This is a genomic window from Ruegeria sp. F11 (genome assembly GCF_056533855.1).
The window spans coordinates 1-21,730 of the sequence record NZ_JBQFOW010000017.1 but is presented as its reverse complement, the minus strand read 5'-3'; the positions used below and the strand labels follow the sequence as shown (position 1 = coordinate 21,730).

At 61.2% G+C, this 21,730-nt stretch carries 17 protein-coding genes; 7 read left to right on the top strand and 10 right to left on the bottom strand.

The window, feature by feature from the left end:
- Window positions 1-223: 223 nt before the first annotated feature.
- From ACR0NJ_RS18805 to xdhA, 8 genes are all read right to left on the bottom strand, one after another.
- Window positions 224-892 carry a hypothetical protein gene (locus ACR0NJ_RS18805; protein ID WP_480818632.1) on the bottom strand — a complete coding sequence of 223 codons (669 nt, stop codon included), beginning with the start codon at window positions 890-892 and terminating at the stop codon, window positions 224-226.
- Window positions 893-1,256: 364 nt separating this feature from the next.
- A complete protein-coding gene (locus ACR0NJ_RS18800) occupies window positions 1,257-2,330 on the bottom strand; it encodes a BMP family ABC transporter substrate-binding protein (RefSeq protein WP_480818631.1) in 1,074 nt (357 codons plus the stop codon).
- A gap of 32 nt (window positions 2,331-2,362) precedes the next feature.
- The gene (locus ACR0NJ_RS18795) at window positions 2,363-3,283 is read right to left on the bottom strand and encodes an ABC transporter permease (RefSeq protein ID WP_480818630.1); all 921 of its coding nucleotides are present in this window, start codon (window positions 3,281-3,283) and stop codon (window positions 2,363-2,365) included.
- Between the two features lies 1 nt (window position 3,284).
- Entirely contained in the window at window positions 3,285-4,367 is a 1,083-nt protein-coding gene (locus ACR0NJ_RS18790) for an ABC transporter permease (protein ID WP_480818629.1), read from the bottom strand.
- Between the two features lie 63 nt (window positions 4,368-4,430).
- Window positions 4,431-5,948 carry an ABC transporter ATP-binding protein gene (locus tag ACR0NJ_RS18785; protein WP_480818628.1) on the bottom strand — a complete coding sequence of 506 codons (1,518 nt, stop codon included), beginning with the start codon at window positions 5,946-5,948 and terminating at the stop codon, window positions 4,431-4,433.
- Window positions 5,945-6,880: a xanthine dehydrogenase accessory protein XdhC gene (xdhC, locus tag ACR0NJ_RS18780; RefSeq protein ID WP_480818627.1), complete on the bottom strand. Its 936-nt coding sequence runs from the start codon at window positions 6,878-6,880 to the stop codon at window positions 5,945-5,947. Before xdhC ends, ACR0NJ_RS18785 begins: the two co-directional genes overlap by 4 nt.
- The gene (gene xdhB / locus ACR0NJ_RS18775) at window positions 6,880-9,282 is read right to left on the bottom strand and encodes a xanthine dehydrogenase molybdopterin binding subunit (protein ID WP_480818626.1); all 2,403 of its coding nucleotides are present in this window, start codon (window positions 9,280-9,282) and stop codon (window positions 6,880-6,882) included. Before xdhB ends, xdhC begins: the two co-directional genes overlap by 1 nt.
- The gene (xdhA, locus tag ACR0NJ_RS18770; protein ID WP_480818625.1) at window positions 9,279-10,676 is read right to left on the bottom strand and encodes a xanthine dehydrogenase small subunit; all 1,398 of its coding nucleotides are present in this window, start codon (window positions 10,674-10,676) and stop codon (window positions 9,279-9,281) included. The genes xdhB and xdhA overlap by 4 nt, the downstream gene beginning before the upstream one ends.
- A 342-nt stretch (window positions 10,677-11,018) precedes the next feature.
- On the opposite strand from xdhA, the gene dnaE reads away from it, so the two are divergent.
- The 3 genes from dnaE (at window position 11,019) to ACR0NJ_RS18755 (ending at window position 15,189) form a co-directional block, all read left to right on the top strand.
- A complete protein-coding gene (gene dnaE / locus ACR0NJ_RS18765) occupies window positions 11,019-14,519 on the top strand; it encodes a DNA polymerase III subunit alpha (protein ID WP_480818624.1) in 3,501 nt (1,166 codons plus the stop codon).
- Window positions 14,520-14,605: 86 nt separating this feature from the next.
- On the top strand, window positions 14,606-14,818 hold the full coding sequence (locus ACR0NJ_RS18760) for a YMGG-like glycine zipper-containing protein (protein WP_480818623.1): 213 nt from the start codon (window positions 14,606-14,608) through the stop codon (window positions 14,816-14,818).
- An 8-nt stretch (window positions 14,819-14,826) separates the two neighbouring features.
- Window positions 14,827-15,189: a hypothetical protein gene (locus tag ACR0NJ_RS18755; protein ID WP_480818622.1), complete on the top strand. Its 363-nt coding sequence runs from the start codon at window positions 14,827-14,829 to the stop codon at window positions 15,187-15,189.
- Window positions 15,190-15,193: 4 nt separating this feature from the next.
- Here ACR0NJ_RS18755 and ACR0NJ_RS18750 read toward each other — a convergent pair whose 3' ends face one another.
- Window positions 15,194-15,388, bottom strand: coding sequence for a SlyX family protein (locus ACR0NJ_RS18750; protein ID WP_480818621.1), 195 nt, complete (start codon window positions 15,386-15,388; stop codon window positions 15,194-15,196).
- Window positions 15,389-15,512: 124 nt separating this feature from the next.
- Here ACR0NJ_RS18750 and hisS point away from each other — a divergent pair, with 124 nt between their 5' ends.
- The 3 genes from hisS to hisG are packed head-to-tail and all read left to right on the top strand — an operon-like array spanning window position 15,513 to window position 18,778.
- Window positions 15,513-17,000, top strand: coding sequence for a histidine--tRNA ligase (gene hisS, locus ACR0NJ_RS18745; RefSeq protein ID WP_480818620.1), 1,488 nt, complete (start codon window positions 15,513-15,515; stop codon window positions 16,998-17,000).
- A 3-nt stretch (window positions 17,001-17,003) separates the two neighbouring features.
- Window positions 17,004-18,092, top strand: a complete 1,089-nt coding sequence (locus ACR0NJ_RS18740) for an ATP phosphoribosyltransferase regulatory subunit (protein ID WP_480818619.1) — start codon at window positions 17,004-17,006, stop codon at window positions 18,090-18,092.
- Window positions 18,089-18,778, top strand: a complete 690-nt coding sequence (hisG, locus tag ACR0NJ_RS18735) for an ATP phosphoribosyltransferase (RefSeq protein ID WP_480818618.1) — start codon at window positions 18,089-18,091, stop codon at window positions 18,776-18,778. Before ACR0NJ_RS18740 ends, hisG begins: the two co-directional genes overlap by 4 nt.
- Here the strand turns inward: hisG and ACR0NJ_RS18730 are convergent.
- On the bottom strand, window positions 18,775-19,206 hold the full coding sequence (locus tag ACR0NJ_RS18730) for a DUF1489 family protein (protein WP_480818617.1): 432 nt from the start codon (window positions 19,204-19,206) through the stop codon (window positions 18,775-18,777). The genes hisG and ACR0NJ_RS18730 overlap by 4 nt on opposite strands.
- A gap of 115 nt (window positions 19,207-19,321) precedes the next feature.
- Between ACR0NJ_RS18730 and ACR0NJ_RS18725 the strand changes: the two genes are divergently transcribed.
- The gene (locus ACR0NJ_RS18725) at window positions 19,322-21,604 is read left to right on the top strand and encodes an adenosylcobalamin-dependent ribonucleoside-diphosphate reductase (RefSeq protein ID WP_480818616.1); all 2,283 of its coding nucleotides are present in this window, start codon (window positions 19,322-19,324) and stop codon (window positions 21,602-21,604) included.
- Window positions 21,605-21,730: the final 126 nt, after the last annotated feature.

Genomic DNA, 21,730 nt, shown 5'->3' with positions numbered 1-21,730 from the left:
CTTGATGGCTACCCACCCCATACCCCTTAGAGAGGAGCCTGCCGTCGCGTGTTAGGCTCGGGCGCGGGTCGTCTCGTTCGGACCTTGACGGTTCGTGCGCGGCGCGGCGGCAAAAGGCCGGATCGCGCGGCGTGCCGTTGAGCTCACAAACCTGACGCAGGGACTGTGTTTCAGGCGCTGCCAGAATTTGCCCATCCGGGCGGTTTGGTTGTGGAGGTCTAGATTATTGCGCCAGTTTGAATTCCACAAGATCATCCAGCTTGCATCCATGGTTCAACAGTGCCTCCGTCAGAAGAAACGGAAGTTGACGCAGTGCCGGAAAATGCTCGCACATGTCATCCAGCGCGTTACTTTGCGCGATTGTCCTGAGTTGTTGCAGGTCAACTTGCTTTACCCTGAAGCCCAAAAAGTTGTGCAGGTGCCAAGCGGCCAGACGATCAGTAGCAAGCGGTTCGCCGTCCGCCCCTCTTTCTTTCCCTGAAAAAGGTGCTCGCGTCGTTTCTGCGACCACAACGAATTGATCTCTGCCTTGTTGGTGGACCGAGATCCGGCATGCCGTGACTTGGCACTGCTGAGGAACCTTGGATCGCTGAAATCTCTCGCGCAGGATCAGTTTACCTTCAACGAGAATAAACTGCCTCGGTTCCTGCGATGTTGAGGCGGTTTGATACAGTTTGAATGGGACGCGGCGCAGCAAGTCACCGTAGAGTTCAAGTAGCGGCTTTATCTGGTTCTTTTTGGCCAGTCTTTCACCGTTTTTCCATTTGCTGACCTGACTTTGACTTGTGCGGCACAGGCGGCGGATCTGGTCCTGCGTCATGCCGTCGTTCAGCGCAATTCGGATCAAGTCCTTGGTCTGAGGAAATAGTTCTTGTTCTTTTTTGGTGCTCATCACTCAACCTTAAATGGGCCGGGCGCACAAAAGCGCCCGCCGGTGCTTCATGATTTCTTGGAATTGGTCGATTTGCGGTTTGGATTCATCTGCGCACCCCGGTTCCCCTGATTTTTTGCATGCGTTTTGTTTTGCCCCGGATTGCCCTTGTTCGCGTTCTTCATGTCAGCGTTGTGGTTTGGTTTTTTCATGTCATTCTCCTTTTGATCTGACATGAACTTTTTAGGTTCGGCAATATCGTCTCTGTAAGGGTTGCAAATGGAATAGTTCGGAATATCCCGGAATATCTGACATTTCGCAGTTTTTGGGGACAAGAAAAAAGCCCGCCGATGTGGCGGGCTTTCCTTCAGGACAATGGCGCAACTTACTGCGGAATCTCGCCTTCCAGCCCTTCGACATAGAAGTTCATGCCTGCAAGTGTGCCGTCATCAGCGGTTTCACCTTCACCCAGCCAGTCGCTGCCGTCCTGCTTTTTCAGCGGACCGGTGAAGGGGTGGTACTCGCCCGCAGCCATGGCCGCCTTCATGGCCAGGGCCTCTTCTTTCACATCCGCCGGAACGCGGTCGGAAATCTCACCGATTTCAACCATGCCTTCGCGAATACCGTCCCAGGTGTTCACGGTCTCCCAAGAGCCATCCATGACCGCCTGAGTGCGCGCGATGTAGTAGGGGGCCCAGTTGTCGATGATCGATGACACACGCGGGAAGGGGGCGTATTCGCTCATGTCCGAGGCCTGACCGAAGGTGACAACGTTGCCCGCCTCCTGCGCGGCCGCCTGCGGCGCGGTCGAGTCGGTGTGCTGCAGGATCACGTCCGCGCCCTGTTCGATCAGAACGGTCGCGGCGTCGGCTTCTTTCGCCGGATCGAACCAGGTGTAGGCCCAGACGATCTTGAACTCGACATCCGGGTTCACCTTCTTGGCGTGGATATAGGCCGAGTTGATGCCACGGATCACTTCGGGGATCGGGTAGGACCCGATATAGCCGATGATGTTCGATTCCGTCATCTTACCGGCGATGTGGCCCTGAACGGCGCGACCTTCGTAGAAACGGGCCGAATAGACCGACACGTTCGGCGCGGTCTTATACCCGGTTGCGTGTTCGAACTTCACGTTCGGGAACTTCTTGGCCACGTTGATGGTCGGGTCCATGTATCCGAACGAGGTGGTGAAGATCAGATCAGCCCCTTCCAGCGCCATCTGAGTCATGACACGCTCAGCATCCGGGCCTTCGGGCACGGATTCGACAAAGACGGTTTCGACCTTGTCGCCGAACTCTTCCTCGACGGCCAAACGGCCCTTGTTGTGCTCATAGGTCCAGCCGCCGTCGCCCACCGGGCCGACATAGACGAAACCGACCTTGGTCTTGTCCTCGGCCATGGCCCCCGAGGCCAGCCCCAGCGCCATTGCAGCGCTCGTCAATAGAGTGGTGAATTTCATGTAGTTACTCCCCAAGTTGGTTCAGTTGGCCCCTAGTGCGAGGCATGGAAGGTCCGGCCCAATGCGGCAGGTGCGCTGCTCTTGTCGGCCGAAAGGATCACGAGCACAAGGATCGTGATGATGTAGGGCGACATTGCCAGATACTCGACTGGAATGGCAACGCCCGCCGCCTGCAAATTAAGCTGCAATACGGTGATGCCGCCGAACAAATAGGCACCCAGCAAGGCCCGCCATGGTTTCCAGCTGGCGAACACCACCAGCGCCAGCGCGATCCAGCCCACACCGGCGGTCATGCCCTCGGTCCATTGGGGCACGCGGATCAGGCTGATATACGCGCCGCCCATACCCGCGCAGGCCCCGCCAAACAGGATCGCCATGATGCGGATTTTGATCACTTTGTAGCCCAACGCATGCGCCGCATCGTGGTTTTCGCCAACCGCGCGCAGGATCAGGCCGACGCGGGTGTATTTCAGCGTGGCCCAGACCGCCGCCGTCAGCGCGATCCCGACATATAGGATCGGGTCATGCTGAAACAGGATCGGGCCGATCACCGGAATGTCGCTGATCACGGGGATGTGGATTTCACCCATATCGGGCGGTTTTACCCCCACATAGCTCTGCCCCATCAGCGCGCTGAACCCCAGACCAAACAGCGTCAGGGCGAGACCACTGGCGACCTGATTGGCCAGCGCCACCTGCGTCAGCAGCACGAACAACAGCGACAGCACCGCGCCGCCAATGGCCGCCGCGATAAAGCCCAGCCAGGGGGAGCCGGTCTCAACCGAGATCGCAAAGCCGCTGATTGCGCCCACGATCATCATCCCCTCGACGCCGAGGTTCAGAACGCCTGCTTTCTCGACGACCAGTTCTCCGATCGCGGCCAGCAGCAGGGGGGTTGCGGCCACCATCAGCGAGGCGACCAGAAGGACGGGGTTAATTTCACCAAGGTCCATGTCACGCTACCTCGCTACGGGCCGCACGGATGCGGTAGTTTGTCAGAAGATCGAAGGCCAGCAGGAAGAACAGGAGCATCCCCTGAAATACCTGAATAGCAGCGGCAGGCAGACCCAATTGGGACTGCGCGATTTCTCCGCCAATGTAGGTCAACGCCATCAGGCCACCGGCCAGCAGGATGCCCACGGGATGCAGGCGGCCAAGGAATGCCACGATGATCGCGGTAAAGCCGTAGCCCACGTTAAAGTCGATGCTGACCACGCCCGAGGGGCCAGACACTTCGAACATTCCCGCAAGCCCCGCCAGCGCCCCGGACAGGCCCAGACAGAACAGGATCAGCCGCGCCGGGTTCACACCTGCGAACTTGGCAGCGCGGGGCGCTTCACCCGTCAGGCGGATGTGAAAGCCCAACATATGTCGGTTCAGCAGGACATAGGCAAAGATCACAGCGATCAGAGCCGTCACGACGCCCCAATGCATCCCGGACCCGGCAATCAGCTCTGCATTATGCGCGCTGTCGTAGGATTGCAGGTTGCGCGAGCCGGGAAATCCAAACCCCTCGGGGTTTTTCAGCAACCCCAGCGAGACTGAGGCCAGCATTTGCTCGGCCACATAGACCAGCATCAGCGACACAAGGATTTCGTTGGTCCCGAACCGCACCTTCAGAAAGGCGGGGATCATCGCCCACAGCCAACCACCAAAGGCCCCCGCAATCACCATGATCGGAAAGATGTACCACGCATCCAGCGGGTAGAAGGCCAGCCCGGCACCAGCGCCAAAAATGGCGCCCATGATGTACTGTCCCTCGGCCCCGATGTTCCAGATGCCGGCGCGAAAACCCAGCGACAGACCAATGGCGATCAACACCAGCGGCGCGCCTTTCACCAGCAATTGCGGGCGGTAGTAAAAGGAAAACTCACCGAACAGAGGCTCCCAGAAAATCGTACCGATGGCCTCGACCGGGTTCTTGCCCAGAATGGCGAACAGAATCCCGCCAAACACCATCGTCGCGATCACCGCGACCAGAGGGGTGGCATAAGACCACGCCTTGGACGGCTGAGGCCGCTTCTCCAACACAATCATCTGCTCACATCCCTCATGTCTTCTTCTCGTTCAAAATACGGCCGCCGGAGGCGGTTCAACGCGTCACACATGCGCCACCTCCATCCCATGGGCCCCACCCATCATCAGACCGATCTCATCAACCGTCAGTCCCATAGTCGAACGCGGCGCGCTCAGCCGCCCTTCGTTCAACGCGGCAAAGCTGTCCGAGATTTCCATCAGCTCATCGAGGTCCTGCGAAATGCAGATGACTGCCGTCCCCTTGGCCGCCAGATCCAGAATGGCCTGCCGGATCGAGGCTGCGGCGGCGGCATCCACGCCCCATGTGGGCTGGTTCACCACCAGCACATCAGGGTTCTGCAACACTTCGCGCCCAATCACGAATTTCTGCAAGTTCCCGCCCGACAGCGAGCGCGCTGCGTTCTCAGGCCCCGGCGTGCGGACGTCAAAAGCGCTGATGATCTTCTCAGCAAAGCTCTTGGTTTCGGCCCATTTTAGGAATCCGTTGCTTTCCAGGCCTTCGCGAACCGATCCGGTGAGCAGGGCGTTTTCTGTCAGACTCATGTCCGGCGCGGCGGCGTGGCCCAGCCGTTCTTCGGGTGCGGTCAACACGCCCAGCTTGCGGCGCGCGGTGGGTCCGAGTTTCCCGATCGGCTGGCCGTTGAACTTGATCGCATCGGCCGCCGTCGTGATTTCACCGGACAACACGCCCAACAATTCGTCCTGCCCGTTCCCGGCGACGCCACCGATGCCCAGAACCTCTCCTTTCCGGACCGTCATGTGGACGTTCTTCAGGGCCGTCCCGAACTCTGATGGCGAGGGCACCGACAATCCGCTGACATCCAGTGCGATTTCTCCGAATTCACGGCCCGAGCGTTCAGGCGTCTGCAGGGTCGATCCCACCATCATCTCGGCCATATCCCGCGCCGAGGTCTCGGCCGGAACACATTCGCCCACATTCTTGCCCAGACGCAGGATCGTGGCGTGATCGCACAGCGTCCGGATCTCTTCCAGCTTGTGTGAGATATAGAGGATCGAGGTCCCCTCGGATCGCAGTTTGTTCAGCGTCTCGAACAGGATATCGACCTCCTGAGGTGTCAGAACGCTCGTTGGTTCATCCATGATCAACAGCTTGGGGTCCTGCAGCAGGCAACGAATGATCTCGACCCGCTGCCGCTCGCCCGCCGACAGATCACCAACGGTGCGATAGGGATCCAGCGGCAGGCCGTAGGTCTCGGACACTTCGCGAATACGCGAGGCCAGATCGCCCATCGGAGGTGGGTTCTCCATCCCCAACGCGATGTTCTCGGCCACATTCAACGCGTCGAACAGCGAGAAATGCTGGAATACCATCGCAATCCCGTCACCACGCGCCGCGCGCGGTTCTGGCGGTGCAAAAGGCTGGCCGCGCAGCAGCATGGTGCCGCTGTCCGGTTTGACCAGACCATAGATCATCTTCACCAGCGTGGATTTGCCCGCGCCGTTTTCGCCCAGCAGGGCGTGTACCTCGCCTTCACCGATGTCGAAAGACACCTGATCATTGGCCACGACGCCGGGATAGGCCTTGGTCAGCCCTTGAAGGCTCAAAAGTGGAGTGGTCACGCGCTCAGGTCCTTCTTCAACTCGGTCTGTCGGGCCGGGCGCAAAAGCTGCGCGGCGACGCCGACGGCGATCATTTGTGGGTGCTTACCCAGACCGGGATCGCCGATCGGGCAGGTGATCCGGCTGATCCGCTCAGGCGAGTGCCCAAGGGCGGCCAGCCGCGACCGGAATCGCGCCCATTTCGTAGCCGAGCCAATCAGCCCCGCAAAGCGGAAATCATGCGAAAGCAGCCGGTTACACAGCTCAAGGTCCAGATTGTGTGAATACGTCAGCACCAGATGCTCGGCATTATGCGGGGCGTGGCGGACCAGTTCCGCCGGTTTTGCTGTTGGGACGGCAGTGACGTCTGACGGAACATCCTGCGGAAACCGCTCGGGGCCCGTATCCACCCATGTGATGGCCAGATCGGGCAGGGGTGAAAGAACGTCGACCAGCGCCCGGCCCACATGCCCCGCGCCCCAAATCCAGAGGTTGCGCGCAGGCTTGTGCACCGGTTCCACCATCCAGCCATCGACCAACTGCGGTTCAGGCGCGATTCCCTGACCCCGCGCGGCGGCCAGCAGGCGCTTGACCGACAGGGGCATATCCCCATCTGTCGCCGAACGCGCAATCACCGTGTCGTCCAAAGCATTCAGGGTATCGAGGTCATAGACCTCGCTCAGCAAAGACACCGCCCCGCCGCAGCATTGCCCCATCTCAGGGCCAAGTGCGTGATGAGTCAGGCGGGCGGGGGCGGTCTGCGACCGCGCGGCCTGCGCCGCCTGAAATTCCAGTGTACCGCCGCCGATAGTGCCGCTTTGGCCATCTTTCCAAACCAGCATCGCAGCGCCAACTTCGCGGGGGGACGATCCCTTGATCCCGGCGATGACGACGCGGACAACACGCCCATGGGTTTTGACCGCCTCCCTCAAAGCCTCCAGATCAAATCCCATCAGATGTCTCCCTTCATCCTTTGGACGCCGCGCCAGACCTCTTCAGCCGTGGCAGGAGCATCCAGCGCAGGGTAGGTAGTGCCGCAGGCGGCGACCGCATTCGACAAAGCCAACCACGCCGAGATACCCAGCATGAAGGGAGGCTCGCCCACCGCTTTCGAGCGATAGATCGTATCCTCGCGGTTCTCGCCATCCCAAAGCGCGACATTGAAGATGTCGGGCCGGTCCGAGCAGGCGGGGATTTTATAGGTCGAGGGCGCATGTGTGCGCAGATTGCCCTTGCCGTCCCATACCAATTCTTCTGTCGTCAGCCAGCCTGCGCCTTGCACGTAACCGCCTTCGACCTGCCCGATATCCAGCGCGGGGTTCAGCGATGCGCCTGCGTCATGCAGGATGTCGGTGCGCAGAATGCGGTTTTCGCCGGTTAGCGTGTCGATGGCCACTTCGGTGACGGACGCCCCATAGGCAAAGTAGAAAAACGGGCGACCGCGTCCGGCGATCCGGTCCCATTCGATCTTGGGGGTCTTGTAGAACCCGGTCGCCGACAGGCTGATACGGCCCTGATAGGCCAGCGCGGCGGCTTCGGCGAAGGTATAGCGCTCTTCACCAATTGAAACGTGGCCATCCGCGAATGTGACTGCCGATGGATCGGCCTGATGCCGCTCGGCCAGATAGTCGGCCATCCGGTCGCGGATCGTGTCGCAGGCGGCTTTCACCGCCATGCCGTTCAGGTCGCTACCCGATGACGCCGCCGTGGCCGACGTGTTGGGCACTTTGGCGGTGTCGGTGGCGGTGATCTTGACCATCTCCAATGGGATGCCGAACCGCGCGGCCGCGACTTGGGCGACCTTCTGGAACAGGCCTTGTCCCATCTCGGTGCCGCCATGGTTCAGATGGACCGAGCCGTCCTGATAGACATGCACCAGAGCGCCTGCCTGATTGAGGTGAGTCAGCGTAAAGGAAATCCCGAATTTGACCGGAGAGAAAGCGATGCCCTTCTTGATCACGCTGTTCTCGGCATTCCATTTCGCGATGGCGGCTTTCCGTGCGGCATAGTCGCTGGAGTCCAGCAGCGCTTGGGTCATGCCATGCAGTTCGAAATCGCTAACCTCCATGCCATAGGGCGTGGTGTTGCCGCCTGCGGGCAGAGGGCGCACGGGCGCGTCGCCCATCTCAACTGCGCCGCGGCTTGTCAGGTCTTCATGTGGGTCGGGATGACCTAGTGGTTTCTCCGCCGGTGCAGCCTCAGCAATCTTGTGAGCAGGCTCATAGTAGTTGCGGCGACGCAGTTCGACCGGGTCCAGCCCCAGCGTATGTGCGGCGTGGTCCATCACGCGTTCGATGCCGACCATGCCCTGAGGGCCGCCGAACCCGCGATAGGCGGTGGCGGATTGGGTGTTGGTCTTCAGCCGGTGGCTCTCGATCCGCGCGTTGGGCAGCAGATAGGCGTTGTCCGAATGCAGCATCGCGCGGTCGGCGACGGGCAGGGACAGGTCCTGCGCCCAGCCGCAGATCGCGTGGTGCAGGAAAGAGACACCCTGAATATGCCCGTTCTCATCGAACCCAGCCTTGTAGGAAATCCGGAACGCGTGGCGCTTGCCGGTGATGATCATGTCATCATCGCGGTCATAGCGCATCTTGCAGGCTTTGCCGGTGGCGCGGGCAGCAATGGCGCAGGCAACGGCCAAAGCGTTGCCCTGACTTTCCTTGCCGCCAAAACCTCCGCCCATGCGGCGGGTTTCGACCCGGAGGGCGTGCATTGGCACGCCCAACGCATCGGCCACTTTGTGCTGTATCTCGGTCGGGTGCTGGGTCGAGCTGTGCACCAGCATATCCGCGCCCTCATTCGGCACGGCCAGAGCGGCCTGACCTTCCAGATAGAAGTGCTCCTGCCCGCCAAGCTCGAAGCTTCCTTCGATGACGTGGGCCGCGCTGGCGATGGCAGCGTCGGCGTCGCCCTTGGCATAGATGCGGGGGCCGTCTTCGAACCGGCTTTCGGCGGCCAAAGCGTCTTCGACGGTCAGGATCGGCGTCTCTTCGACATAGTCGATCTTGCCCAGCCGCGCGGCCTTGCGGGCGGCCAGATGGCTGGTGGCGATGACCAGAAATACTGGCTGGCCGACATAGTGGACGGTTCCGTCCGATAGCAGGGGCTCATCGTGGATGGACGGGGAAACGTCATTGGCAAAGGGCAGGTCGTCCGCCGTCATCACCATCACCACCCCATCGGTGGCTGTTACAGCCGACAGATCCATCGCGGTGATCTTGCCTTTGGCAATCGGGCTCAGGCCAAAGGCCAGATGCAGCGAACCCTTTGGTGTGGGGATATCGTCTACATACCGCGCAGAGCCGGAGACATGCAGCGGGGCCGCGTCGTGGGGGAGGGGTTTGGACACGCTCATGCGGACACCTCCAGCACGTTGGTCACCTCGCCCTGATCCTCGAGGAAATACCGTTCCAGCATCGCTTTGGCCGTTTCCAGACGATAGGTGGCCGAGGCGCGCATGTCCGTGAGTGGGGTGTAGTCGTCGGCAAAGGCGGGCAGCGCGGCGTCGATTGTCTCGCGCGTCCAGGGTTTGCCGATCAGTGCGGCCTCGACGTTGGTTGCCCGTTTCGGAATGCCCGCCATGCCGCCAAACGCGATGCGCGCCTGTGTGACGATGCCGTCCGAGACGGTGATGTTGAAGCAGCCGCAGACGGCTGAGATGTCCTGATCAAACCGTTTGCTGAGCTTGTAGACCTTCAGCCTGTCCGGTTGACGGGGAAAGCTGACGGCCTCGACGAATTCACCGGGCGTGCGATCCTGTTTGCCGTAGTCGATGAAGAAGTCTTCCAGCGGAACCTGTCGCCGTTCGCCACCCTTGCGCAGATGCAGAGTCGCGCCCAGCGCGATCAGCGCGGGCGGGTTGTCTCCGATCGGTGAGCCATTGGCGATGTTTCCGCCCACGGTGGCCGCATGACGGACCTGAACGCTGGCATAACGCCGGATCATCTCGGCGTAAGAAGGATGCAGGTCCGCCAGCGCCGCACCCATGCGGTTCATGTCGACCATGGCACCGAAGCGGATTTCGGTGTCGGTGATGGTGATCTGTTTCAGATCCTCGCAGCGGCTTAGGAAAATCACCGGGTCGAGGTCGCGCAGTTGCTTGGTGACCCAGAGGCCGACATCCGTCGCTCCGGCGATCAGGATGGCGTCGGGGTGTTCGGCATAAAGTGCGGCAAGTTCGTCGGCGGTTTCGGGCAGGTAGGGGGGCTCTCCCCCCCGGCCTGCGGCCTCCCCCCGAGGTATTTTTGAACAAGAGAAGGATTGGTCGTTGGTGACCCATTTGGGGACGGTGTGGGGTTCGGCGGCTTTGGCGGCGCGTATGATGGGGGCGTAGCCGGTGCAGCGGCACAGGTTGCCTGCAAGCTGGGTGTCGTGATCGGTTGCGCCATTGGCGTGGCCTGCGACCATCGACATCACGAAGCCGGGGGTGCAGAAGCCGCATTGCGAGCCGTGCAGGTCGACCATCGCCTGTTGCACCGGGTGTGGTTCCTGATCGGGGCCGCTTGCGCCCTCGACCGTGCGGACCGCTTTGCCGTGCAGTTGCGGCAGGAAGAGGACGCAGGAATTCAGCGCTTTGGCCGTACCGTCTTCGGTGACCATGACCGTGCAGGCCCCGCAATCGCCTTCGTTGCAGCCTTCCTTGGTACCGGTCAGTCCGCGGTCTTCGCGCAGCCAGTCCAGCAGGGTGGCCGTCGGATCGACATCCGCCAGCTCCACTGTCTCTCCGTTTAGAAGAAACGTGATATTCATTCGAGAAACCCGTCGCGTTACCCTGTTGCGCCCGTTGGGCCCTCCTTCGATGCGACGTAGAAAGAGTGGCGGGCGGAGTGCTTGCCGGTTGATGTTAGAAACAGCGCGGCTGATCTGGCAAGAAAAACTGCTTGCGCGATGTATCATTAGACCTTGTTGGGGGTGATGTTCTGTGTGTGTGGAACTTTTAGCGGCTTGAAACTAAAGCACTTTTTTTCTACGCGCTCAGTGTCCCCCGAAGCACCTTCTGAAAAATCCGAATAATCCGCGCTGATTTTTTAGGCATCCCAAAGCGTCGGTTCCGGCTTTTGCGCGACGGCTGGCTGCGATAGCTTGGTCCGCATGAGCAGTACCCCTCGATTCATTCACCTCCGCGTTCACACTGAATATTCACTGCTGGAAGGCGCTGTGCGGCTGAAAAAGCTGCCGGGGTTTTGCGAGAAGGCAGAGATGCCCGCCGTTGCGGTGACCGACACCAATTCGATGTTCTCGGCGTTGGAATTCTCGGTGACGGCCAGCGGTGCCGGTATTCAGCCGATCATGGGCTGTCAGGTTGATCTGACCTATGTGCAGGCGCAGCCGGGGGAGAAGCCCAAAGCGCCCGCGCCTTTGGTTCTGCTGGCGCAGTCCGAGGTGGGTTATGAGAACCTGATGAAGCTGAGCTCGTGCCTTTACGTGGACAAGGGCGGGCAGTTGCCGCAGGTCACGTTTGATGAGCTGGCCGAGCGGTCGGATGGCCTGATCTGTCTGACTGGCGGGCCGGATGGGCCGGTGGGGATGTTGCTGCAACAGGGGCAGCGCCCTGCGGCTGAGGCTTTGGTGGATCGTCTGGCGGCGATGTTTGCGGATCGCTTGTATATCGAATTGCAGCGCCATCCGGGTGAGGATGGTCAGCCCGAGGCCGAGCGCCTGACCGAGCGTGGGCATGTTGAGATGGCCTATGCCAAGAACCTGCCCTTGGTCGCCACCAACGATGTCTACTTCCCGACCTCGGATATGTATGAAGCGCATGATGCGCTGATCTGTATCGCAGAAGGCGCTTATGTCGATCAGCAGGAAGGCCGCCGTCGTCTGACCGCGCAGCATTATTTCAAGTCGCAGCAGGAAATGGTGACGCTGTTTGCCGATCTGCCCGAGGCAATTGAGAACACGGTGGAAATCGCGCGGCGTTGCGCTTTCATGGCTTATCGTCGTGATCCGATCTTGCCGAAATTCGCCGATGATGAGGTGGCCGAGCTGCGTCGGATTGCGAATGACGGGTTGCAGAAACGTCTGGCCGTGATCCCCCATGCAGTCACGCCCGAGGAGTATCAGGAGCGGCTGGATTTCGAACTTGGCATCATCGAAGGGATGGGGTTTCCTGGCTATTTCCTGATCGTTGCCGACTTTATCCAATGGGCCAAGGATCACGACATTCCGGTGGGGCCGGGGCGGGGCTCGGGCGCGGGGTCTTTGGTGGCCTATGCGCTGACGATCACCGACCTTGACCCGCTGCGCTATTCGCTGCTGTTCGAACGGTTCCTGAACCCCGAACGGGTTTCGATGCCCGACTTTGATATCGACTTCTGCATGGATCGCCGGGAAGAGGTGATCCGCTATGTGCAGCAGAAATACGGGCGGGATAAGGTGGGGCAGATCATCACCTTTGGTGCCTTGCTGTCGAAGGCTGCCGTGCGCGATATCGGGCGGGTGCTACAGATGCCCTATGGGCAGGTGGATCGCCTGTCCAAGATGATCCCGGTTGAGGGGGTTAAACCCGTCTCCATCGAAAAGGCGCTGAAAGACGAACCGCGCCTGCGCGAAGAGGCGCGCAGCGAAGAGGTTGTGGACCGGCTGCTGAACTATGGCCAGCAGGTCGAAGGATTGCTGCGAAATGCATCGACCCACGCGGCGGGGGTTGTGATTGGCGACCGGCCTCTGGACGCGCTCGTCCCGATCTATCAGGACCCTCGGTCCGATATGCCGGCGACACAGTTCAATATGAAATGGGTGGAACAGGCCGGGCTGGTGAAATTCGACTTTCTGGGCCTGAAGACGCTGACCGTGATCCAGAACGCGATGGACCTGATCTTCAAATCCGGGCGGCCCTTGCACTTGGCCGCCGATGGCACCGAACTCTATGAACCCGCCGACGGGGCCGAGAACCAGATCAACGCCATCCCGCTGGATGATGAGGCGACGTACAAACTCTATTCAGCCGCCAAGACCGTGGCGGTGTTCCAGGTGGAATCCTCGGGCATGATGGATGCGCTCAAGCGGATGAAGCCGGACTGTATCGAAGATATTATCGCCCTCGTCGCGCTCTATCGACCCGGCCCGATGGAGAACATCCCGAAGTTCTGCGAGGTCAAGAACAAGCTCAGCGAGCGGGACAAGCTGCATCCGTCCATCGACCATATTCTGGACGAGACGCAGGGCATCATCGTTTATCAGGAACAGGTGATGCAGATCGCGCAGGAAATGGCGGGCTACAGCCTTGGCGGCGCGGACCTGCTGCGCCGCGCGATGGGTAAGAAAATCCAGGAGGCGATGGATGCCGAGCGGCCCAAATTCCTCAAAGGCGCTGCCGAAAACGACGTGGACGAGCCCAAGGCGACCGAGGTCTGGAACCTGCTGGATAAGTTCGCCAACTACGGCTTCAACAAATCCCACGCGGCGGCCTATGCGGTGGTCAGCTATCAGACCGGCTGGCTGAAAGCGAACCATCCGGTCGAGTTCATGGCGGGGGTCATGAATTGCGATATCCATCTGACGGACAAGCTGGCAGTTTACTTCGAAGAGGTCCGCAAAGGGCTGGAACTGCCCTACGTGCCGCCTTGCGTGAACCGGTCTCAGGCGACGTTTGACGTGGTCGACAAGTATCTGGTCTACGCGCTGGGCGCGTTGAAAAACGTGGGCGTCGAGGCGATGAATCTGGTTGTCGCAGGCCGCGCGGATAAGCCCTTTGTCAACCTGTTCGACTTCGCCCGCCGAGTCGATCTGAAGAAAGTTGGCAAGCGCCCCCTGGAGATGCTGGCGCGGGCCGGGGCCTTTGACGAGCTCGACAAGAACCGCCGTCGGGTGTTCGAAAGCCTCGACCCGCTGGTGCAGTATTCGGCGGCCATTCACGACCAGAAGAACTCGAACCAGGTGTCTCTGTTTGGCGAGGCGGGTGATGACCTGCCCGAACCGCGCCTGTCGCCCTCGCCTGACTGGCTGCCTGCGGAACGGCTGAGCGAAGAGTTCAAGGCCATCGGCTTTTATCTCTCTGGCCACCCGGTGGACGACTACATGCCTGCGCTGAAACGCAAGCAGGTGCTGACACTGGATGAGGTGACGGAAAAGGCCCGCTCGGGCCCGCTGATCGCCAAGATGGCGGGCGTTGTCGCCGGTCGGCAGGAGCGGAAATCGGCGCGCGGCAACCGCTTTGCCTTTGCGCAACTGTCCGACCCGACAGGGGCCTATGAGGTCACGTTGTTCTCGGAAACGCTTGAGAAAAGCCGTGAATTTCTGGAAACCGGTGCGCAGGTGGTGTTGACCGTCGAGGCAACGATGGAGGCGGATCAGCTCAAGCTTTTGGGCCGATCTGTCGGGCCAGTGGATTCGGTCGTGGCCGAGGCCGGAGCGACTGGCTTACGCATCTTTCTGGACGAAGCGCAGGCGCTGCCCACCGTTGCCAAGGTTCTGGCGGATGCGGCGGAGGCGGCCAAGAACGCCTCGCGCGGGCCGATCCAGTTGTTGCTGATTGCACCGGGTCTGCCTGGCGAGGTCGAGATGGATCTAGGCCACGACTTCCCGATCAACCCGCAGATCAAGGGGGCGATCAAGTCTCTGGAAGGCGTAATCTCGGTCGAAGAAATCTGACGCCGGGCTTTGTTGCCAGACGGTTAGCACCCCGCTAGGCTGGGTGCAGACGGATTGATTGGGCATAGCCACGGGAGGGTGTTCACATGACGATTTCAGGTCTCGGGTTCAGAACGGTTGCGATGGCGGCTGTCGCGTCGCTTGCTTTGGCATCGGCCGGTTTGGCGGATGACAAAAAGAAGAAAAACACCATAGAAGGCGCTTTGATCGGCGCTGGTGTCGGTGCCCTGATCGGCGACGGCAAGGGCGCGGCCATCGGTGGCGTGGCCGGGGCGATTATCGGACATAACTGGAAATGAGCGCGATGATGTATGCACTACGACTCGTATTCGCTGCCCTTTGCGTATCCCTGCCGGGTGCGGTTTTGGCCGACGAGGCTGCCGAACAAATGGTTCAGGATGCTTTGCCCGTGATGCACTACACATGCGCCTCGATTGCAGAAGAGGCGGACGGGGATGAGGCCTTTGTGGTGGAGGTTGTCGGAAAGATGACCGCCCTGTCGCTGTATAACCGCCAGATCAACATCGAAGATCACGCGACCACGGACGAGGAAAAAGCCCAACTGCGCGAAGCCTTCATCTCCGCTCTGTCCGAGGGCTGCGCGGCGGACAAGGATGCTCTTTTGGGCGGCGTGGTCGATGACGCGGTGAAATCGACGCTGGGGTTGTAAGCGCTCAGTAATGCGGCGGGCGTTCGTCGCCGTAGACGATCCCGCCGGACCCTTCCTGCGCCCGTTCGGCCTCACGCTGAAACAGCATCTCGACCCGGCGGGTCAGGCGGTCGATCTCGTCCTGTTGCTGGGTGACGACCGCGTTCAGGTCCTCGACGGTGCGGGTCAGGTGGGCGATCTGTTCTTCCAGATGCTGCATGGGGCACTCCTTTGCGGGTGGTCATACCGGCGCGCGCCGGGCAAAGCCAGTGAAACCCTGCCTTGCCCCGATGCAGGCCATGGGATAGACCGCGCGCGGAAGATGACCGCGAAGGACGCCCCACATGGCCAAGCCCAAGAAACAGCCCCGCCCCAAGGCCGTCACGCCGAAAGGGTTCCGCGACTATTTCGGCCAGGAAGTCTCGCAGCGCACCGAGATGCTGCGGACAATTGCGGGCGTCTATCATCGCTATGGGTTCGACGCCTTGGAAAGCAGCGCGGTCGAGACGGTCGAGGCGCTGGGGAAGTTCCTTCCGGATGTGGACCGCCCGAACGAGGGCGTCTTTGCATGGCAGGAATTCGACGACGGCGGCAACGGTGATTGGATGGCTCTGCGCTATGACCTGACCGCGCCTCTGGCCCGCGTCTATGCGCAGCACCGTAACGACCTGCCGACGCCTTATCGCCGCTATGCGATGGGTCCGGTCTGGAGGAATGAAAAGCCGGGTCCGGGGCGGTATCGTCAGTTTTATCAGTGTGATGCGGATACGGTCGGCACTGCTTCGATGGCTGCGGATGCCGAGATCTGCGCGATGCTGTCGGACACGCTTGAGACCGTGGGCATCCCGCGCGGTGATTATCTGGTGCGGGTCAATAACCGCAAGGTTCTGAATGGCGTGCTCGAGGCGATGGGGCTGGGCGAAGACCTCGCTGCCCGTGACAATGTCCTGCGCACCATCGACAAGTTCGACAAGGTGGGCGAAGCCGGTGTGCGCGAACTGCTGACCAAGGGCCGACTGGATGCCTCGGGCGCGTTTATCGATGGTGTGGGGCTGAGCGAGGATCAGGCTGAACCGGTGATTGCTTTCCTGACCTCCAAGGCTGCGGATACCGCCGGGACGCTGGCCAATCTGCGTGCTGCGGTGGGCGACAGCAAGATCGGCGCGGATGGCATTGCCGAGTTGGAACAGATCGGTGCTTTGCTGGATGCGGGCGGTTATGGCTCGGATCGGATCGAGATTGATCCCTCGGTTGTGCGTGGCCTCGGTTACTATACCGGACCGGTTTATGAGGCTGAGCTGACGTTTGAAATATTCGATGAGAAAGGCCGCAAACGGCAGTTTGGATCGGTGTCAGGCGGTGGTCGCTATGACGATCTGGTCAAGCGGTTCACCGGGCAGGAAGTCCCTGCGACCGGCATCTCAATTGGCGTGGACCGCCTGCTGGCCGCCTTGCGTGAGAAGGGCCGGATAACCGCGCAGGCGACGGGCCCTGTGGTCGTCACGGTGATGGATCGAGACCGGATGGCTGACTATCAGGCGATGGTGGCCGAGCTGCGCAATGCCGGTATCCGGGCCGAGGTTTATCTGGGCAACCCCAAGAACTTCGGCAATCAGCTGAAATATGCGGACAAGCGGAACTCGCCCATTGCGGTGATCGAAGGTGGCGACGAGAAGGCGGGTGGCATCGTGCAGATCAAGGACCTGATCCTTGGCGCGAAGATCGCCGAAAGCGCCACGCTGGAGGAATGGAAAGAACGACCCAGCCAGTTCGAAGTGCCGCGCGGTGATCTGGTCGCCAAGGTGCGCGAAATTCTGGACAGTCAGGACTGAGCCATGCCCAATCGTTCCCAGATACAGGCCCGCGCCGCGATGATGCGGGTCCGGTTCGAGGCGGCGGGGGCGCAGGTGGTCGACACGCCTCTGCTGCAACCTGCAGGCACCCTGCTGGACCTCTACGGCGAGGATATCCGCGCGCGCGCCTACGTGACCTCGGACGCGTTGCGCGGCGAGCAGATGTTGCGCCCCGATTTCACCCTGCCCGTGGTGCAGATGCATATGCGCGAGGGGGCCGAGCCCGCGCGCTACACCTATTCGGGTGAGGTCTTCCGGCGGCAGGAACACGACCCGGATCGCTCGAACGAGTACATTCAGGTGGGTTACGAGGTCTTTGATCGCGACGATCCCGCCGGGGCGGATGCCGAGGTCTTCTCGCTGTTTGCGCTGCAACTGCGCGGGCTGCCGCTGCGGGCTGCGACCGGCGATATTGGCATTCTGACGGCGGCGGTGGCGGGCCTGAAAACGACCGAACGGCGTAAGGAGGCGTTGATGCGGCACCTGTGGCGTCCGCGCCGCTTCCGGCTGCTGCTGGATCGTTTCGCGGGGCGCAAAACCGCGTCCGAGGGGCGCGATGCCCTGCTGGACGCCGCCGACCCGATGGGTTTCGATTTCCCGATGATCGGCAAGCGCCGCGCGCCCGAGATCGCAGCGCGGATCGAGGCGCTGCGCGAAGACCGCGACACGCCTGCGATTTCCGACAACGAACTGGCGGGGCTCGAGACGCTGCTCAACGTCCGTGAAACCATGCCTTTCGCGCTGGAGCACTTGCGGGACGTGGCCGTGGACCTGCCCCAGATCACCCCTGCGCTGGACCGGCTTGAGGCGCGGATTGCCGCGTTGCAGGCGCGGGGCGTCGATGTGGACCGTCTGGATTTCGAAGCCTCTTACGGCCGCACCTCGATGGAATATTACGATGGCTTCGTCTTCGGCTTCTACGCCGAGCGCCGCCCCGATCTGCCGCCGATCGCCACCGGCGGGCGCTATGACGCGCTGACCCGGCAGTTGGGCGAGGGCGCCGAGATTCCCGCCATCGGCGGCGTGATACGCCCGGACCTGATGCTCGAGATCGAGGAGGACGCGCGATGAGCCTGAAACTGGGCGTGCCCTCAAAAGGCCGGTTGATGGAGAAAACCTTCGCCTGGTTCGAAAAGCGCGGCATCACCCTGTCGCGCAGCGGATCGGACCGGGAATATGCGGGGCGGGTCGAAGGGATCGACGGCGTTTCGCTGATCCTGTTGTCCGCAGGGGAAATCCCGCGCGAACTGGCGGCGGGCCGCATTCATCTGGGTGTGACCGGCATTGATCTTGTGCACGAAAAACTGCCGCGCTGGGAGCAGCAGGTCGAAGAAATCTCGCAACTTGGGTTTGGCAAGGCCGATCTGATCATCGCCACGCCCGCCTGCTGGGTCGATGTGGATACGCTGGACGATCTGGATGCGGCGGCGGCGGCCTTTCGCAAGACCCACGGTCACCGGATGCGGATCGCCACCAAATACCACCGGCTGGTGCGCGAGTTCCTGACCGATGCGGGCGTCGCCGATTACACTCTGGTCGACAGTCAGGGCGCGACCGAAGGCACCGTGATGAACGAAACCGCCGAGGCGATTGCCGACATCACCTCGACCGGGGAAACCCTGCGCGCGAACCACCTGAAAATCCTGTCGGACGGGCTGATCCTGCAATCGCAGGCAACGCTGTGGCGCAGTAGGGTGGCGAAATGTGATCCGGCAGAGAAGACGGTTCTGAACCAATTGCTGGATCGGTTGAGCTAAAGCACCCCGATCTCGGCCAGCGCGCGGTTCAGATCGTCGGGCAGGGCATCGTCTTGCGCGCGGCCCTTGGGCAGATCGGCGGGGGTATCCTCGGGTTTCAGATAACGCCAGCCTTGGAACGGGCGTTTCAGGGCGGTCTGGGTGCGATGCAATTCGGGGTCCAGCACGATGGCGCAGCGGCGGATGCCGTCCTCGCCGCGCACTTCGTCCAGCCGCAGGATGCGCTGGCGGCATTGGACCACGCCCTTGATCACCCAATAAATTGATCCGCCGTTCAGAATCTCGGCCTCGCGCTTGGGCCACATGCGGGTGACATGGCGCGGGCAGCCGTCCTCGTACAGCGGTCTGCGGCTATCCTGCCACGCCATCAACGTCTCGACGCTTTCCGAGCCGACCGACAGTTTGATGACGTTTACGTACTTATCCACAGCTTTCCCACAGAGTCGTCCCAAGGCCCTGCTTGATATTGTAGCTCGGTATTCACTTTCATCAAGGTGTAGTGGGTGCTAGGCTGGCGATCTCATTCAGCACAGGGAATCACCAATGAGCCGCTTTGCCGCCCCCATCGCCGAGCAGATCTGGGACATGAAGTACCGCTTCAAGCAGGCGGATGGCACGCCCATCGACCAGACGGTCGAGGATAGCTGGCGGCGCATCGCCCGTGATCTGGCACGGGTTGAGGATGATCCGGCGCATTGGGAAGAAAAGTTCTATGCGGCGCTGGAAGATTTCAAATACCTGCCCGCCGGGCGCATCACCGCAGGCGCAGGCACCGCGCGTCAGGTGACCCTGTTCAACTGTTTCGTCATGGGCACCGTGCCCGACAGCATGGGCGGCATTTTCGACATGCTGAAAGAGGCCGCGCTGACCATGCAGCAAGGCGGCGGGATCGGCTATGATTTCTCGACCATCCGTCCGCGCGGCGCGGATGTGAAAGGGGTCGCGGCGGATGCCTCGGGGCCGTTGTCATTCATGGATGTGTGGGACGCGATGTGCCGCACGATCATGTCCGCAGGTTCGCGCCGGGGGGCGATGATGGCGACCATGCGCTGCGATCACCCGGATATCGAGCAATTCATCACCGCCAAATCCGACCCCGCCCGTCTGCGCATGTTCAATATGTCGGTGCTGGTGACCGATCCGTTCATGGAGGCGGTCAAGGCCGATGGCCCGTGGGAACTGGTGTTCGGCGACAAGGTCTATCACACCGTGCAGGCCCGCGATCTGTGGAACAAGATCATGCAGGCCACCTATGACTATGCCGAGCCGGGCGTGATCTTCATCGACAGGATCAATGCGGCCAACAACCTGAGCTATGTCGAGACCATTGCGGCCACGAACCCCTGTGGTGAGCAGCCTCTGCCGCCTTACGGTGCCTGTCTGCTGGGCTCGATCAATCTGGCGCGTCTGGTGGCCGAACCGTTCGAGGACGCCGCGCATCTGGATGAGGACGCGCTGCAGGAATTGGTCGCAACCTCTGTCCGCATGATGGACAACGTGGTAGACGCGTCGAAATTCCCGCTTGTCGAGCAAGAGGCCGAAGCGCAGGACAAGCGCCGCATCGGGTTAGGTGTCACTGGCCTGGCGGATGCTCTGCTGATGCTGGGCCTGCGCTATGGCTCGGACGAAGCGGCGCGTCAGACCGAGCGCTGGTTGCACGCAATCGCCCGCGCCGCGTATCTGGCGTCGGTCGATTTGGCGAAGGAAAAAGGGGCGTTCCCTCTGTTCGACGCCGAGAAATATCTGGCCAGCGGCACCATGCAGCAGATGGATGACGATGTGCGCGACGCGATCCGCGAACACGGTATCCGCAACGCGCTGCTGACCTCGATTGCGCCGACGGGGACGATTTCCTTGTACGCGGGCAACGTGTCTTCGGGGATCGAGCCGGTCTTTGCCTATGCCTACACGCGCAAGGTGCTGCAAAAGGATGGCTCGCGCACGGAGGAAGAGGTGGTCGACTATGCCGTGCAAATGTGGCGCGACAAGTTCGGCGATGTCGAGTTGCCGGACTTTTTCGTCAATGCGCAAACGCTGTCCCCCTCTGACCATGTGAAGATGCAGGCGGCGGCGCAGAAATGGATCGACAGTTCGATTTCCAAGACGATCAACTGCCCCGAGGATATCAGTTTCGACGCCTTCAAGGATGTCTACATTCAGGCCTGGGATCAGGGCTGCAAAGGCTGCACCACATACCGTCCCAACGATGTAACCGGCTCGGTCCTGACAGTCTCGGAAAGCGATGACAAAGCGCCGGGTGAAAGCGCCGATGCCCCGCATCAGGTCGATGGCGGTGAGGTTGTCTATATGTCCGAGCCACTGGACCGCCCGCAGGCGCTTGAGGGCTCGACCTACAAGCTGAAATGGCCGGACAGTGAACACGCCATCTATCTGACGATCAACGATATCGTCCACGGAGGTCGCCGCCGCCCGTTCGAGGTGTTCATCAACTCGAAAAACATGGAGCATTACGCCTGGACGCTGGCGCTGACCCGGATGATCTCGGCCGTGTTCCGGCGGGGCGGGGATGTGTCCTTTGTGGTTGAGGAATTGAAAGCCGTGTTCGACCCGCGCGGCGGGGCTTGGGTCAAGGGCAAGTATATCCCCTCGATCCTGGCCGCGATTGGCGGCGTGATCGAGCAGCACATGATCAGCATCGGCTTTCTGGAAGGGGAGGGCATGGGCCTGAAATCCGACCCGCAGGCGCAGGTGGTCAACATGGACGCCCCGCGCGGCAAGGCGTGCCCGTCCTGCGGCCAGTTTGACATGGTGATGATCGAGGGCTGCATGACCTGCCGCAGTTGTGGGCATTCGAAATGCGGTTAGGGCGGTAGCTCAAAAAACAGTGTGTAGGTGGGCATTGTTTGACGTCAGCGCCAATGGGACAGTTTAGGGTGATTTGATAAGAGAGGGTTTCTGGCACATCGTAACCACCGAGGAGTGGAGATGAGA